At 67.5% G+C, this 15,485-nt stretch carries 16 protein-coding genes and 1 pseudogene; 2 read left to right on the top strand and 15 right to left on the bottom strand.

The genetic code is table 11. The features are described from left to right. Positions 1-10 precede the first annotated feature (10 nt). The 10 genes from KBY19_RS21975 to KBY19_RS21930 form a co-directional block, all read right to left on the bottom strand. Positions 11-358 carry a DUF2516 family protein gene (locus KBY19_RS21975; RefSeq protein WP_099886605.1) on the bottom strand — a complete coding sequence of 116 codons (348 nt, stop codon included), beginning with the start codon at positions 356-358 and terminating at the stop codon, positions 11-13. A gap of 192 nt (positions 359-550) precedes the next feature. Continuing rightward, positions 551-1,216 (bottom strand): hypothetical protein, encoded by a 666-nt coding sequence (locus KBY19_RS21970; protein ID WP_210966521.1) that lies wholly within the window; start codon positions 1,214-1,216, stop codon positions 551-553. A gap of 136 nt (positions 1,217-1,352) precedes the next feature. Beyond that, positions 1,353-1,814, bottom strand: a complete 462-nt coding sequence (locus KBY19_RS21965) for a helix-turn-helix domain-containing protein (protein ID WP_247691269.1) — start codon at positions 1,812-1,814, stop codon at positions 1,353-1,355. A 297-nt stretch (positions 1,815-2,111) separates the two neighbouring features. Beyond that, the gene (locus KBY19_RS21960) at positions 2,112-2,975 is read right to left on the bottom strand and encodes a cytochrome c biogenesis CcdA family protein (RefSeq protein WP_210966520.1); all 864 of its coding nucleotides are present in this window, start codon (positions 2,973-2,975) and stop codon (positions 2,112-2,114) included. Further along, entirely contained in the window at positions 2,972-3,739 is a 768-nt protein-coding gene (locus KBY19_RS21955; protein WP_210966519.1) for a thioredoxin domain-containing protein, read from the bottom strand. Before KBY19_RS21955 ends, KBY19_RS21960 begins: the two co-directional genes overlap by 4 nt. 40 nt (positions 3,740-3,779) lie before the next feature. After that, complete coding sequence (locus tag KBY19_RS21950; protein WP_210966518.1) at positions 3,780-4,265, bottom strand: hypothetical protein; 486 nt, start codon at positions 4,263-4,265, stop codon at positions 3,780-3,782. 605 nt (positions 4,266-4,870) lie between these two features. Continuing rightward, positions 4,871-5,662, bottom strand: coding sequence for a sulfite exporter TauE/SafE family protein (locus tag KBY19_RS21945; RefSeq protein ID WP_210966517.1), 792 nt, complete (start codon positions 5,660-5,662; stop codon positions 4,871-4,873). 120 nt (positions 5,663-5,782) lie between these two features. Further along, the gene (locus tag KBY19_RS21940) at positions 5,783-7,207 is read right to left on the bottom strand and encodes an MBL fold metallo-hydrolase (protein ID WP_307843580.1); all 1,425 of its coding nucleotides are present in this window, start codon (positions 7,205-7,207) and stop codon (positions 5,783-5,785) included. Next, positions 7,204-7,524, bottom strand: a complete 321-nt coding sequence (locus KBY19_RS21935; protein WP_307843581.1) for a rhodanese-like domain-containing protein — start codon at positions 7,522-7,524, stop codon at positions 7,204-7,206. Before KBY19_RS21935 ends, KBY19_RS21940 begins: the two co-directional genes overlap by 4 nt. Before the next feature lie 381 nt (positions 7,525-7,905). Continuing rightward, entirely contained in the window at positions 7,906-8,184 is a 279-nt protein-coding gene (locus KBY19_RS21930) for a metal-sensitive transcriptional regulator (RefSeq protein WP_307843579.1), read from the bottom strand. 79 nt (positions 8,185-8,263) lie between these two features. Between KBY19_RS21930 and KBY19_RS21925 the strand changes: the two genes are divergently transcribed. Both KBY19_RS21925 and KBY19_RS21920 read left to right on the top strand, forming a co-directional pair. Further along, on the top strand, positions 8,264-8,833 hold the full coding sequence (locus KBY19_RS21925; RefSeq protein ID WP_210966514.1) for a rhodanese-like domain-containing protein: 570 nt from the start codon (positions 8,264-8,266) through the stop codon (positions 8,831-8,833). A 297-nt stretch (positions 8,834-9,130) separates the two neighbouring features. Continuing rightward, positions 9,131-9,880 carry a transposase family protein gene (locus tag KBY19_RS21920; protein ID WP_210966513.1) on the top strand — a complete coding sequence of 250 codons (750 nt, stop codon included), beginning with the start codon at positions 9,131-9,133 and terminating at the stop codon, positions 9,878-9,880. A 35-nt stretch (positions 9,881-9,915) separates the two neighbouring features. On the opposite strand, the gene KBY19_RS36720 is transcribed toward KBY19_RS21920, so the two are convergent. From KBY19_RS36720 to KBY19_RS21900, 5 genes and pseudogenes are all read right to left on the bottom strand, one after another. After that, complete coding sequence (locus KBY19_RS36720; protein ID WP_247691267.1) at positions 9,916-10,491, bottom strand: hypothetical protein; 576 nt, start codon at positions 10,489-10,491, stop codon at positions 9,916-9,918. Positions 10,492-10,626: 135 nt separating this feature from the next. Then, positions 10,627-11,136: pseudogene (locus KBY19_RS37810) on the bottom strand (TniQ family protein); the annotation flags it as partial. Beyond that, the gene (locus tag KBY19_RS21910) at positions 11,133-12,407 is read right to left on the bottom strand and encodes an AAA family ATPase (protein WP_210966511.1); all 1,275 of its coding nucleotides are present in this window, start codon (positions 12,405-12,407) and stop codon (positions 11,133-11,135) included. The pseudogene KBY19_RS37810 and the gene KBY19_RS21910, both read right to left, overlap by 4 nt. 16 nt (positions 12,408-12,423) lie before the next feature. Next, positions 12,424-14,652: a transposase gene (locus KBY19_RS21905; protein ID WP_307843578.1), complete on the bottom strand. Its 2,229-nt coding sequence runs from the start codon at positions 14,650-14,652 to the stop codon at positions 12,424-12,426. Continuing rightward, positions 14,649-15,452 (bottom strand): TnsA-like heteromeric transposase endonuclease subunit, encoded by an 804-nt coding sequence (locus tag KBY19_RS21900; protein WP_210966510.1) that lies wholly within the window; start codon positions 15,450-15,452, stop codon positions 14,649-14,651. Before KBY19_RS21900 ends, KBY19_RS21905 begins: the two co-directional genes overlap by 4 nt. Positions 15,453-15,485: the final 33 nt, after the last annotated feature.

Raw genomic sequence — 15,485 nt, 5'->3', positions numbered from 1 at the left:
GACGGTATCGTCACCGGCCGTTGAACGGCCCGTACGGCCCGTCGCTGCTGCTGCCACCGCGAGGGCGACGGCCGCCTCGCCCGTTGCCCATGATCTGCTTGAGCGCCGGGCGGACATCGACGATGTAGACGATCGTGGCGATCAGCCCGATGATCTTCAGCAGGAACATCGGCACCAGCAGGTTCACCAGGACCGTGATGCCCAGGATGATCAGCCAGAACTGCTTGTTCTGCTTGTCGGTGGCCCGGTACGCGTCCTCCCGCCGCAGGGCGGCGTCCACGAAGGCGAACAGCGCCAAGGCGAGCAGCACAACGGTGATCAGCCCGAAGACTGTGGCCTGAAAGCCCGCGAACAGCATGGTGCTCACACTCCCGGTCGGTGTCGTTCCCTGGCTCGGTCGCCTCGGTTGACGCGCTCTCGAAGGGGCTTTGCCGCAACGGTACCGCAGCGCTCAGGGAACGGGCCGGGCCCACGAGGGTGCCCGGCCCGTTCTGCGCTCCTGCCTCGTTCGCCTCGGCTTCCGCTCTTCCCCCGCGTCGTTCCACGCGGCTCAGGAGTCGGTCTTAGGAGCCGACTTCCGGGCGGCGGGCGTGGAGGTGCCGTTCGTCTTGCGGGCGGCGGTCGTCTTCTTGGCACCGGAGGCGGTCCTGGTGCCGTTGCCGCTGCTGCTCTTCGTGGTCCCGGCGGCGGACTTACGGGCGCTGCTCTTGGCGCCGCTGGTGCTGGTGCCGGTGGCTCCGGTGGTCTTGCTGCCCGTGCCGGCGGCGGCGGACCCGGAGGTCTCCTCGGCAGGCGGCTCGGCGATCTTCACCGACTGGGCGGGCTCGCGCTCCACGGTCACCTCGGGGGTGTCGTCGTCGCTCTCGCCCCGCCAGTTCTTGACCGCCTCGCGGCCGCGCACCGCCAGCTCGTCGTACGTCTCCCGCGCCTTGATCGCGTACTCCGCCGCGACGCCGACGCTCTGCAGCGCCAGGTGCTGGGCCTGCTCGCGGAGCTTCTTGATGTCGGTGTCCAGCCCGGTGAGGGTCTCACTCACCTTGGCCTGGGTCTCCTTGGCCTGCTGGGTGAGCTTCGTCTGGACCTCCTTGGGGTCCGTCTCCCGCACCGCCGCGAGGGCCTGCGGCGCCTCTTCGCGGATCTTGTCTACGACGCCCGCGGCGACGTAGAGGGGCTTCGGGTCGGTGAGGCTCTTGCGCAGGTCGTTCGAGAGGGGCATGAGGGTACGCCTTTCGTGGCTCAACTCGCCTGACAGGGCCGCTGGTTCGGTCCGTACGGTGCGTCGCGCCGGAACCGGCGCCCGACGCCGGTGGCCCGCACCGCCGCGGCCCTGGTGTTGCTTGTTCCGCTTGTGGTCACTCCGCTTGCTGTTCGTGCTCCGGCGATCGAGGCTCCTCGTCCGCCGGTCCTGCCCGTCCTGCGGGTCCCGTCGGCCCCGTCGGCGCCGCGTCCTGGGCGGTCGCCCGCTGCGGGGCGTTCTCCTTGCGGAACGACTCGTAGATCTGGAGCAGCGCCTGCTTCTGCTGCTCGTTCATCGAGGGGTCCGCGAGAATCGCGGCGGGGACCTGCAGCAGGTCCTGCCGGTCCCGCTCGTCGAGAATCCCGGCCTGCACGTAGAGCGTCTCCGCCGAGATCCGCAGCGCCTTGGCCAACTGCTGCAGGATCTCCGCGCTCGGCTTGCGCAGGCCGCGCTCGATCTGGCTCAGATACGGGTTCGAGACACCGGCGGCCTCCGCGAGCTGCCGCAGCGACAGCTTCGCGGTCCGTCTTTGTTCCCGCAGGAACTCGCCGAGGTTCCCGACATTGAGCGAGGCCATGACTCCAGAGTGCACCCGAACGCTAACTATTGCAAGCAAGCCGCTTGCAAGTGTCGCGCACGACACTTGTGCCGGAGCACGTTAGTTGGCCAGTTTTCAGAGTGCTTGGCCAATCTGAGCGGGTTGCTTGGCCACGTCGGCCTATGATCTTGATCCCGCGACCTTGGCGCCGTCTGGTGCGGGTGCGTGTTCTGGCTGGTGCGCTGTCCCGCTGAATGAGGAGCCACCACGCGCCCGGAGCGCGAGCCCTGCTCGGACCTTGGATCCAAGCGCGTGGCGAACCTCGATGGTGCGTCGTCAGCTTGCTTTCCCCCGTGGCCTGTCGCTGCGGCGGAGACCTCGGCGTCTCGTGTCGTGGATAAGCACAGCTGTGGCTGTGACTGCTGCCGCTCCGGCTACGGTCAGGAGCAGTGTGCGGTCGGAGATGGCGGTGCCGAGGCGGGCGAGGCGTTCTTCGATGACGAACTCGGTCTCGCTGTCCAAGGGGGAGGGGATGGCGGAGGTGCCGTCGAAGAGGAGGAAGAGAGCACCGAGAGCGACGAACATCGTTCCTCCTGCGAGTGACGTGCTGTGAAAGCTCAGCGGCCCGGCTTTGATCGCGCGTCCGCGGAGCCAGCCGCGACGGCCCAGGTCGAAGCGGTCCCACAGGTGCGCGAGGATGAACAGGGGCAGGGCCATGCCCATCGCGTAGGTGGCGAGGAGCGTGCTGCCGTACCAGGGGTCGCCGCCGATCGCGGCGACGGTGAGGATGCCGCCGAGGATGGGACCGGCGCAGAACCCGGCCAGGCCGTAGACGGCACCCAGGGCGAAGACTGAGGCTAGAGACACCGGTCGCAAAGCGGTGGCGGCCTGCTGCAGGCGGCGGGATCCGAACCCCAGACCGAGGATCTGTGCGGCGCCGAAGGCGATGACGGTCCAGCCGCCGACGGAGATGAGGATGTCGCGGTGTCCGTAGAAGGCGCGGCTGGCATACGAACCGGCCGCTCCGAGTGGAACGAGAGTGGCGCAAAGACCCGCGTAGAACAGTGCTGTCCGTACGGCCAGACGCGTGGGTGTGCTGAAGGAGTAGGCGAAGAAGGCCGGCAGGAGGAGGGCGCTGCAGGGACTGAGCAGGGTGAGCAGACCGCCGAGCAGTGCCATCAGGTAGCCGATGTCGTTCACCGTGTGGTCTCCTTTCCGGCTTTCCTGGCGGCCTTCTTGATGGCGTTCTCGAAGGTCCGGGTGGACTGGGCTCCGAGGATCGGGGTGTTGTTCACCAGGAAGGCCGGGGTGCTGGTGACGCCCAGGCCGTAGCCTTCTTCCCTGTCCCGGGCCAGTGCCTTGCGGGCGGAGGAACTGTCCATGTCGCGCCGGAACCTCTTCAGGTCCGGGACTCCGGCGCGCCGGGCGAAGTCGATGAGGGATTCCTTGGCGAAGGTGCCGGAGTTCCGCTCGCGTGGTTGCGAGTAGAGGAGCCGGTGGAAGTCCCAGAACTTCTTCTGTCGGCCGGCGGCCCAGGACGCGAGGGCGGCCTGTTCGGACTCCTGGCCGAAGACCGGAAAATTGCGCCACTCGATGCGCAGTGTGCCGTTACGGACGTAGTCGCGGATGAGTTGGGGTTCGGTCTCGCGAGCGAAGCGTCCGCAGAAGGGGCACTGGAAGTCGGCGTACTCGATGAGGACGACCGGAGCGTCGTGCCTGCCTTTCGCCATGGAGTCGTGGGCTTCCCGGCGGGCCAGTTGCCGCAGATCCGGCCCTTGGCCGGAGGGGCTCTTCGCGCCGGTGCCGGAAGTGCTGCTTTGCGTGGGTGAGGGCTTCTTCTCTCCGCTGCTCCGGCCGTCCTCGCCCGTGGTCAGCAGGACGGCGGAGACGACGAGTGCGAGAGCGAGTACGGCGGTGGCCAGGACGATGCGCCGACGGCGTGCCGGCTCAGGGGTGATGGACATGAGGGAACTCCTGGGATTGTGGAGTGGTGTCGGCGCGGTCTCAGGCTGCGGAGGCCGGGCTGGGGCACCCGTCCATCGCGGCGAGGCGGCGAAGAGCCGCTTCAGCCAGCAGGACGACGGAGGCCACGGCGATCAGCGGCTGCAGCGGTGCCCAGTAGGTGAGCGCGCCGGAGGTGCCGAGCAGGAGCAGCACGAGCTTGTTGCAGACGGGGCAGCCCACCGCGAAGAAGGACAGGACGCCGCCGACGGTCAGGCGGCCGGTGGTGGGCGCATGACCGGAGGCTGGTTCGCGGATGTAGGTGGCGAGCACCACGCCGGCGAGTGCGGCGGTCACCGCGAGGGTGGGGTAGTTCCACCACTGGACCGGCACGGAGCGTGTGAACAGCGGGTTGGGCAGGACGTCTGTCGGCAGGCCGACCAGAAGCGCGGTGCTGAGGGCGCCGCCGCTGGCGATCGCCCAGCGGTTCGGTGACCAGTCGGCCAGAGCTTTGACAGCCCGGCGCGGGGACCTGGGAGAGGAAGGCATGCGGAATGACTCCGTTCGCGAGATGTGTCAGTGCGCGCGGGATGGAACCCGCGGCCTACACCCGCAGAACGGAAAGGGCCTCAAGTGACGGCGGTGACGGCGGAGCCGGGCCGCCCCGCCCGGGGACCGAATCTGCGCTCGGACGGCCCGAGGAGAAGGGAGAGTCCGCTACCGCGTTGACGAGGAGGTGGAGCGGTGCTTCCTGCTGAGCCCTCGGGGGCGCGGGAGCCTCGGCATTCACGGCGTGCTTCTTGCCGCAGCCGCGCTTCCCGGCAGTGGCGCCGTTGGTTGTCTCCGGACCGTCGGCGATCCCTACGGTGCTACCAGGCGCATGCCGGGGCACGGTCGCCGATTCGTTGTCGGCCGCCTCAGCCGCGGAGCGTGGGGCGGCACCGGGTGACGGGGGGATCCCGGCGCAGCTCAGGCCGACGGTGAGGAGGAGGGCAGCGAGGACGGCACGCAGCACGAGATGTGCGGCGTTCATGCGACGCCCGGAAGCACTCACACGTCTGCTCCTCTCCTGCCCGTGCGGCAGCCTAGCCGACTGTACGACGCCAACAGGGAGCGCGATCCGCCCACCGACCGCGGCCAGGGTTTGTACCGGGTCATGCGGTCAGAGCTGAAGGGAGGAGGATTGCCGTGGTGGCGACGCCCGCAGCGACAGCCAGGACGACGTACGCAAACCACCGGCGGACAGTAGCGGCGGGAAGCCGGGGAGCGAGACGGGCCGCTGCCAGCGAGACGGCCAAGGACGTCCCGGCGAAGAGCAGCAAGACGCGATAATCCATGCTTGTCACGGCGGACGCGTGGGCGGCGAGCCCGGATACGGAGTTGATGAAGACCACCGCCAGGGAGGTGGCGACGGCTCCCTGCGGGCCAAGGCCCAGCAGCAGACTGAGAGCGGGGACGATGATGAAACCGCCCCCGACTCCGAACAGGCCGGTCAGCAGGCCGACGCCGAGACCGGCGAGAATCGACTTCGGCAGACAGCTGTGCCAGTTGATGCCCCCGTCGTGGGTCCGGCATGCGCCGACGGGTTCGTCCGAGCCGCGCAGCATCCGGATCGCCACCACTGCCATCAGCACGGCGAACGCGAGGAACAACCAGCGCTGCGGCACCGAGCGGCCCAGCGCGGAGCCTGCGAACGTCGCGGGGATTCCTGCGACTCCGAAGACGCCGGCGATGCGCCACTGGACCGCGTGGCGGCGCTCCTTGGGCAGAACGCCGCCGAGGGAGGACAGGGCGACGACGGCGAGGGAGGCGGGGATGGCGGCGTGCAGGGGCTGGCCGACCCCGTAGACGAGGGCGGGCACCGCGAGGATCGATCCGCCGGCGCCGAGCAGTCCGAGCGCGAGTCCGATGACGGCTCCGAAGAGCACGGCCAGGATGGTGATCACCTCAAGTCGGTACAGGTTCAAGGCTTGGGCGCTATCGGGACGTGAGGGCAGCCCGGGGCCGGGACGACCGAGTCGCCCCGGCCCGCTGGACGGCCCGTCCTGAGGCTCCGTGGGGAGTGATCAGGTCTCGGCCATGGGGACGCCCGCCTCGGCGGCGGCGTCGAAGTGGTCATCGACGATCACCGCGTCCCGGCCGCCCTGCTCCAGGAGGGAGGCTCCGGCGGTCGCGCGGTATCCGCTGCCACAGTGCACCCACACCGTGCCCGCGGGGATGTCCGCGAGGCGGTCCTTGAGCTCGTACAGGGGGATGTGGACCGCGCCGTCGACATGGGAGGCGCGGTATTCGTTGGTGGTGCGCACGTCCAGGACCACGCCGACCTCAGGAAGGTGGTCGGCGCTTCCGCGGAGGGCCGCGGCCAGGTCCTGGAAGGTGGCGGTGGGCGTATCGCGCAGCTGGTCGGGGGCTTCCGCGAGTATGGCGGGCTGGCCGTTCGCGGCGCCGGCGAGGTCGTCGATGCCGATGCGCGCCAGTTCCCGCTGTGCGGTGGCGACCTGTTCGCTGCTCTCGCCGACGAGGGTGACCGGGGCGCCCCAGTCGATCATCCAGCCGAGCCAGGTGGTCATGGGGCCGTCCAGACCCAGGCTGACAATGCCGGCGAGGTGGGAGGCGGCGAAGGCCTTCCTGTTGCGCAGGTCCACGACCCACTCGCCGTCGTCCAGCCGCTTCCGCAGCTCTTCGGGGGCGGCTGTCTTCGGGGGCCGCAGATCCAGCGGTTCGGGACCCTCGGCATTCTTCACGCCCATGTGCGCGTAGTAGGCGGGATAGGCGTCCAGACCCGAGAGGGTCTGCTCGATGAACTCCTCCTCGGCCAGGAGCAGCGCGGGGTTGATACGGCGCTGTTCTCGGATGTCGGCAGTGTCGCCGGACGCCTGCGTGGCCGAGCAGAAGCTGCCGAAGCCGTGGGTGGGCCACACCTGGGCCCCGTCGGGGAGCAGGTCGGCCAGCTTCCTGGCGGAGGCGTGCTGGTGGCGGGCGAGTTCGCGGCTGTGCTCGGACCCGAGCAGGTCGGTGCGGCCGGTGGTGCCCAGCAGCAGCGAGCCGCCGGTGAAGACTCCGACCGGACCGGCTTCGCCCTCCAGCACGTAGGAGAGGTGGTGGAAAGTGTGCCCGGGGGTGGCGAGGGCCCGAACCCGCATGCGACCGGACAGTTCCAGCACGTCGCCGTCCTCCAGCGGCCGGTGCGTAAAGGGCGCCTGATCGGCTTCGGACATGCCGTACTCCGCTCCGGTCAGACGGGAGAGCTCCAGGCCTCCGGAGACGTAGTCGTTGTGCACGTGCGTCTCCAATACGGCCGCGATGCGAACTCCCAGCCGGCCGGCTTCGGCGATCACCCGGTCCACATCACGCTGCGGGTCGATCACCACCGCCACCTCGCCGTCGGTGGCGAGGTAGCTGCGGTCGCCCAGCGACGAGGTCGCCACGGTGGACACACTCAGACCGCCCGCCAACTGCTCCTCGGCCTGCTTGGTCGCGGTGTCAGTCACTGCTTTCCTCCTTCGATCTCGCGGCCGGAATCGATCCACGCCGCCGTGCCCCCGGCCACCGAGACGGCAGCCACGCCCGCTTGTTGCAGAGCGCGTGCGGCCTCGGCACTGCGACGGCCGGACTGGCACACCACGTGCGCGCCGTCAGGGACGGCGGAGGCGGGTGCCGCCAGCAGCTCCTCCAGCGGAACGTTCACCGCCCCCGGCACGTGACCTTGCGCATACTCCTGCGGAGAGCGGACGTCGATCACCTCTGTGCCGGTGCTTCGCGCAGCATCCAGCTGCTCGACGGTCACCTCACGAACATCCGGGTTCACCAGCAAAGACCTCCTTTTACCCTGGGGGGTATTCACCGAGTTGTCGTTTCGGCAGTCCGTAAACCTCTGACGCTTGGGTTCGCTGCCCGGCCCACCATAGGGGACGATACCCCCCTAGGTATCTATTCCCAGGGATTGCTGCACGGAACTGCGCGGGCGAGAACTACGGAGCAGGGCCGGCAAGCGCCATGCACGGCGTCCCCGGTTCATACGGCTCCGCGTCGGCAGGCCGGGCGTGTGTCACCCGTTTGCAGGGCCAGGGGGCCGCAAAAGGCGGTGACACTGGCGGCTGCAGTCTCGATGGCGCTCGGGTCGTACAGGGCGAGGCGCCCATGGCTGACCGAGCTCCCTTGGCTGCTCTCCGCCATCGGGGCGCTACTGTCAGGCAAGCGACAGGAAGAGCTTCTCCAGTCGGGCCCGCAGCCGGTCCCGGTCTCCTGTCTGCTCCGGCTCTTCCGTCAGGCAGTGCTGCAGCCCGGTGGCGATGATGGCGAAGCCCGCCCGGTCCAGAGCTCGGGAGACGGCGGCCAGCTGTGTGATGACCTCCTCACAGTCCCGCCCGTCCTCGATCATCTTGATGACTCCCGCGAGCTGACCCTGAGCGCGTCGCAGCCGATTGAGAGCCGCCTTCAGCTCGTCAGCTGCCATGTCCAGCTCCACAATGCCCTCCTTCTGTATACCCCTACGGGTATTGTACGGTCTGAGGGGAGAAGGAAAGAACCCCGAAAGGAGCCCTTCGATGCCTGTGCCCACAGAGATCCACCCCGCCCAGGCCGCCTCTCGACTCGACGACTACACCATCATCGACGTCCGAACCCCTGGTGAGTACGCCTCGGGCCATCTGCCCGGAGCGCACAACGTTCCCCTCGACCAGCTGCCTTCCGCTCTCCCCGCCCTGCAGAACGCCGCTTCGCGCAGCGACCTGCTCCTGGTCTGTGCCTCCGGTGCCCGCTCCAGCCAGGCCGGTGAAACTCTCGCCGAACACGGCATCAACGCCTCTGCACTCACCGGCGGCACCCAAGCCTGGGCCCAGCACGGACACGACATCCACCACCCCGAGGGTGCTCACACCCCGTGGGGCATGGAGCGCCAGGTCCGCCTCGCCGCAGGAGCCCTCGTTCTCATCGGGCTTGTCCTCGCCCTGTTGGTCCACCCCGCGTTCCAGCTGCTGTCCGCCGCGATCGCAGCCGGCCTGGTCTACTCCGCCCTCACCAATACCTGCGGAATGGCCGCGCTCCTCGCAAAGCTCCCCCACAACCGGCCGCGGCATGCCGACCTCCAGGCCACTCTGAACACCCTGACACGCTAGGTCCACGCAGCAGGTCACTGTCGGGAGCCGACGGGCATTTGCGTGGTGGCAAGGGCCAGCTGTCGGATCGCCCCGGCCACCGGCGGTTCGGCCCTTCCGAAGACGTAGCGTCCGACTCCTCGGCGGCATCGGTCCCCTGGTGCCGGAGTGCTCGAGGCCCTCAACTCTGCCTGCTGCTCAGTGAGGGTTTTCAGAGTGGTCCCCGAACGGGTGACGGCGGGGCCGTAGGCAACGGACAGGGCTCCCGTGCCGTTGAGAGAGGTGTCTATGTCTCGACTCTCCAGCTCAGGAGCCCTGTTGGTCCCGTATCCTGCCGCACTCGACCTGCCGCATGCACTCGTGGAGTGGGTGACGATGCTGATCGTTACCCGTGAGGGTGACCGACGCTGCAAGCTCCGGCCGTCCGAGCGTGCGGTGATCGCTCTGGCATACCTGCGACGTCATGACCCTCTGGCTCAACTCGCTGCGGGTTTCCGTGTTTCCGTCGGTACCGCTCACGCGTACGTCACCACCGTCGTCGAGCACCTGGCCGACAAGGCGCCGGGCTTGCTGAAGGTCCTGCGCGAGGCGGACCCCGACTACGTCCTCGTGGACGGCACGCTCGCCGAGTGCGACCGAGTCGGCGACGGACGCGCGGACTATTCGGCCAAGCACAAGCGGCATGGTGTGAACGTGCAGGTCATCCCAGATCCGGCCGGTCGCACGCTGTGGCTCTCACCCACCCTTCCCGGCCGAACGCACGACCTGACCGCCGCCCGCACACACAAGATCATCAGGATCTGCGAGCGGCAGGGCATCCCCGTTCTCGCCGACATGGCTTACATCGGCGCGGGCGAGTGGGTCGCCACCCCCAAACGCCGGCCGCCCCAGGGGGAACTCACCCCGACCGAGCAGACGGTCAACCGGGCCCTCGCCGCCGCTCGTGTACCCGTCGAACGAGGAATCGCCCGCCTGAAATCCTGGCGAATCTTCCGTCACGCCCGATGCAGCCCAAACCGCATGACGTCAATGACCAAGGCCATCCTCACCCTGGAGCGGCACCGCTGAAAGGGCTCAGTCGTCTTCCTGGCTCAGCCGCGAACTCAGTTGGGCCGCACGCATTCCAGTACGGAGCGTGCAGTGAGGAGGCGGCGCAGAGCTGCGGATAGCCGTGGAGTGGTGGCCATGTGCCTGACCTCGGAGACGTTGAACGAGGAGGTCGCGAGCATCTCGGCGATGTGGTCGCTGACTGCTGAGGGCGAAGCGTCGAGGAACTCGGTGGCGAGAGCGAGAAGACAGCCGAGAGGCTTGGCTCGCAGCGGGGGTTTTTCATGCGTTCGCTGCGTGGTGGGGTTTCGCTGGAGGATGTATCTGCTGTCGTCCTCTCGCTCTTCAGACGAGCGGTAGTCGACGTATGCGGCGAGGATGTCTGGGTCGCAGAGGATGTGCAGTGAACGTGGGTGTGCGGATTGGATGATGCAGGAGATCACCCGTAGGTCGGCGAAGTAAGTCTTTGCCCACACTCGGCGGCCGAAGCTGATGGCGCGAGTGGTCTTGCCTTCGAGAAGGTCGTTGAGGTGTACCTGCAGCACCAGGAGGCGATGCAGGGCCTGTGGCGTCATGTGGATGGGGCCGATATCTGGGTCATCGAGGCGTGTTTCGCAGGGGTCCTGGAGCATCCACCACATCGATCGACACGCAGCAGGATGTGTGGGCTCACCGTGGGGGTTAGTGATGAGGGTGGAGATGTAGGACGGCTCCGTGCCCTGGGCGGGTGTGCTGCAGGCGGGGCACGTGCTGTGGAGCAACCGTCTGTGGCGGGTGCAGGCGAAGAGCACGGCGAGGCGCCATTGCTTTCTCCACGAGCCGCCGTACCGGTCCTGTACCTCACTGCTGTCGCTTGCCAGGCATTGCGGACAATAACGGGTGAATCGAGTGGATACCCAGGAGTCGCCGGAGGCGATGTCTTTCGGGCTTCGGGTCTTCCCGCCGGTGTGTACCGGATGGGGGCTGACGGGAGGGTAGCGGTCAGCGAGCGAGCCCAGAGTCAAAAGGCGCGTCTCCTTGGGAGACAAGCAGCAAGCAAGGGCGAAGCGCCTGGATTGTTGGGGCGTCATACGGATCAGAGGGCTGACCGGGATGGAGGCGCCCCAGGCGCCCTCTTCCAGTGCGTCGTCTCCGCCCTGTGCGAGGCCGGCCCATCGGGCGATGTGAATGGGGGCTGCGTCGAGTCTGTAGGAGAGCCGCAGAATATGGCCCACAAGTGTTTCGTCGGGGAGTGGTGCGAGAGCGCGGGGCAGCGGCCTGGGGAAGCGGCGGATCATCCGGCCTCTCCGTGGAGTCCTCGATCGTCGAAGACGGTGTTACGGCCTCGGCGGCGCTTCTTGGGCGGTGTGTGCGGCGGGACGTCGGGGACTTCACCGGAGTCGGCGTCGTGTTGATCGTCTGGGAGGTTGCCGATGTTGATGGTGACTTGTTCGAGGTGTTCCTCTTTGAGAACTTCGCTGCCGTCGGCGATGGCCATCTGGCAGCCGTCCTCGATCAGACGTTCCAAGAGGCCGACAATCCCGTTCGTGCGGCGATAGAGGTATTCGGGCATCGTGCCGCCGGAAAGCATGCCCGGGCTGCTGTTGAACAGCCGTAGCTGTGCTTCCAGGCCGTGCAGGTGGGCGGTCCAGGCCGCGATCTCGTAAGGGGTGTCGTAGCGGAAGGGGTTGAGGTCGATGACGTCGAATCGGCGCTCGGTCTGCGTGGCGGCTTCGTCGTTGTAACTCTTTGATCTGCGGCGGGGCGGCAGGTAGACCCACTGCTTGGTGTTCGCGTTGTAGCGGCCTTCGCGAAGCAGGCCGGAGCGGTGGATGCCCACACCGATCAGGACGAGGGTGACCTGCATGTCCATCAGAACGCGGATCATGTCCAGGACGTCCTGGTCATCTTGGCGGTGCATCTTGAGGCGCGTGATGTCGTCCATGATGAGGACTTTCGTGCCGTGATCGGCGAGGGAGGTGCGCACTGCCCGCAGAAGCTGGGGGAGCGTCATGTCGACGGGCCCGCCGTAGAAGTCCAAGATGGCCTGACAGGTCGACTTGGGTGTGGCCTTGACCGGGGTCGGCACGTAAGCGACCGGCGCGTGAAGGTCGCGGGTGCCGTGGATGGTGTTTGGGTTGAGGTCTCTGTGCAGGTCCAGCCACAGGTCTTCGAAAGCGGCGGCGAACTCGCACACTGTCTCCGTTTTGCCCTGGTAGCCACCGCCGTTGACCATGACGCCTGCGCGAGCTCCGGGGCGGCGTTTGAGAGCACCGCTTTCCACGCGCATCGACAGAAGCCGGGTGACTCTCGCGCTCATCGGGGTTTCCTGGATTGCCAAATTGGCGTGAGTGGCGGCTCGGTGCAGGTCGTGGATGCGCCGATCTCGCGGGCTGAGTAGTCGGTACTTCTGGACCGTCAACCGAGGTGCGGGTACGAACACGTGACGCGTTTCACGCCAGTTGCGCCAGGACTCGATGGTGTCGCGTGCGGCGCCGGTGGTGGGAAGGAGGAACGGCAGTGAGCGACGCTGTGCATCGCCTTCGTCCCGTGCGGCTGTCCTGGCCATGGTTTCTCCGATGCGTTCACGGTGCAGGTGGTGGAGTAGGAGTATCCGGCTCGTCGTCGGGAGAGGGCAGGGCGAACATGCTGCGCTGCCGGTAGGCATCGCCGAGTCGCGCTGGCGCGGAGTCCGCCGGAGCCGGTAGCGCTCGACGGCGACGTGCCCGTTCGGCGTCGACCACGTCGCTGACTTGGCGGGGCTTCCCTGCACGGCGGCCGTCTGGAGAAGAGGTTGCGACCTGTCTGGGCTCCGCGTGCCTCGGCTTATGGCGGTCCTGGGAGGCACTGCGCGTTCGTCGTTCATCGCGGGTGCTGCGGGAACGCTGCCGCTTCCCTCCGGGTTGGGTGATCCACCTGGAGACCGGCTGGTGCGTCTCCAGCAGCTCCAGAAGCAGGGGCAGCAATTCGCTGTCGTCGCGGGGTTGGATGCCACGACGGGCGGTCTCGGCGAGTAGATCCTCGGCGCGGGCGTCGGAGAATGCAGGAATCTCTCCCTCGGGGGGCAGGCCCGTCCAGCGCAGGCGGTGCCACACACCGTCGTACTCGAAAAACACCTCGCGTAGGTCCCGCGGGTCGGCATTCACGCGCCAGCGGTGGGCGTGACGGCCGCGCTTGGGAGCCTGACGGGCGCCGCACTCGTCCAGGACTGGCCCGTCGTACCACAGGCCATGGACCTTCACCCCGCGCTTGCGCCGAACAGTGACGTGATGCGCGGGCAACAGCCGGTAGAACAGATCAGGCGTCGGCATCCGCAGCGCGAACCCGCCCCGCGCGAAAGCTGAAGTAAACAGGGTGTTGGGGCTGTGTCGCTGGTCCGGGGCCCACGGCGGCGCATGTTCGGCTAGCTTCCGGTTCTGCCACACGCGGACCACCCACGTGGCGATCAGGTGCTCCATGTCATTGACCGTGATGGCAGCGTCAGCCTCCGGGTCACTGCCTCGATCGGCGACGTCGACACCTGTGTAGCCGAGAAGTTGCTCGAACAGCAGCGAGCGGATCGTGCCGAAACAGCGTTCCACTGCCTGCTTGTCAGTGGGTCGCATCGCCCTGGCGGGCAGGATGTTGCAGCCCAACAGCCGCTCGACCTCGACGACGTGGTGGTTCTTGTAGACCGATCCGTGGTCGGTCGTCAGCGTCTCCGGCGCGAAGAACGGAAGCCCGGCAGGTTCGTAGCCGGCAAAGTCCGCAACCACTGCTCCTGGAACCCCGGGGTAGGGCCAGGCCATCTCCTTACCCCAGCCGGGCCGCATCGGCAACGGCAGCATGACGTCCCGCAGCACCATGGCCACGTCCACCCCGGTGTCTGAACCGACATTGAGGCGGAACGCCACGATCGAGCGCGTGAACACGTCCAAGGCAAGAGTCAGCGAGACCGTGACGGGATCGCTGAACACGTCATCCAGCAGCTTGACCGGCACTGTCTGGGTGTCCAGTGCCACCACCTGTCCTGGACGCAGAGCCACCACCGGTGGTGCGGCTGGCTCTGTCGCTGAAGCGGAACGTACGTACTTCTGGCGACCCCCAGATGAGCCGTACCAGTCAAGCCAAATACGACGCAGCGTGCTGTAGGACGGAACCGAAACTGCTCCGCCGAGGATCTCCCTGACGTACTGGTGGATCATGCGCTCCTTGGTGCGCATGCTCACTCGCGATCGGTGCTGACACTCAGCGCGGACTGCCTCGATCGCCTCGACGAGCCGCTCGTCCAACTCCCGTTCAGATCCCCTGGAACGCAGCTGCCGACCGTAACCACGAAGGCCAGCCGGATCCGAGCGGCATTCGTCCGCGATTCGACGCAGTGTGCGTGCACTCACATACTGAAGACCAAGCAACCGAGCTTCCTCGCCCGACAGCTGCCTCAGCTCAGCGGCCTTGCGCTCGAACCTCCCCAGCCGCGTCGTCAGGCCAGGGTCATACTCCGGCCGCGGCTCACCAGGCGCAGGACAAGCCCGGTCACCGCTGCGGAAGCCGCAGTCTGCCTCCAGCGCATGCGCCACCCGCAGACGCATTCGCTCCTGTTCGTTCTCCTCAAGGTCCTCCAACCGCGGACTCTGCACCGGCCGCAGATCCTCTTCCGGAACACGCAGCAGATCCAGTAGTCGCCCCGCAGAGCAACTTCGCAGCTGCCCCTCGGTGTCAACCAGCTCCACGGTTCCAGTGACAGGGTCCAGCGCCTTCACCGACCAGGAAGCGCCCTCCAACACCAGCAGCATCCCTGGAGCAAGCTCCAGCAGGCCCGAGCGTCCGGTCACGGCGACCGCCTGCCCCGCACGACCGTCGAGCCGTCGTCCAGCGGTCGCGAAAGGTCCACGCCCAGATGGCGATGCCACAGCAAATGCAGAGCATGCGCCCGAGCCACCACCGGCAGCGGTGTCGAACCCACCAACTCCCCGAAGGACGATTCCGAGGCCGCCGCCTCCCACAACTGTCGCTCGAACCCGTGCCGGTCCTCCAACGGACGACGCTGAGCAGACATCGCCTCGAGCCCCGCCGTCACATGGGCTAGCCAGCCGACCACCACGCTGTATCGCCAACCGACGACATACGCCGCGTGCCTCGCGGCGGCGAAGCATTCAACGTCCCCGGGTTTGATCAGCTTCCTGGGGCGTACGTCCACCAGCCAGCAACCGTCCGGCAACAGCAGGAGGAAGTCCGGTGTGTGAGTACGCTCCCGACCTGCAACCATGAAACGCAAGCGCAAGGGTTGCGACAGCACATCCCGGGCCCGGCCGGCGAAGTCCAGCGCGAGAAGGAACCGCTGCTCTTCCAGACTTTCGAAACCATGATGTCGCCCGGTGGTCAACAGGTACTGCAGCCCAGGGCGGTGCCGTTGCCGCGGCCGCCAGCTGAACTGCCGTACCGGCTGTGCCTGCAGCAAGGGCACCGACCCGGCGTTCGCGACACTGCAGACCACATCTGAACCAGCGATCCGCCACTCGGTACTCCACCGGTCTGTGCCTGAAAGCGCCGCGCATTCCGGGTCGAAGTCCTCGAAGAGCTCATCGAGTGTGCAGGACTGCGACCACAACCTGTTGCCAGCGTTCGTGCGCATGAAGCCAGAAAGCCCTAACAGTCGGCTCTGTGG

The organism is Streptomyces sp. B15, from assembly GCF_018070605.1.
GTDB classification, from domain to species: Bacteria; Actinomycetota; Actinomycetes; order Streptomycetales; family Streptomycetaceae; genus Streptomyces; species Streptomyces smyrnaeus.
Note: the sequence above shows the minus strand (reverse complement) of the source record. Positions and strands in the feature narration are given on the sequence as shown.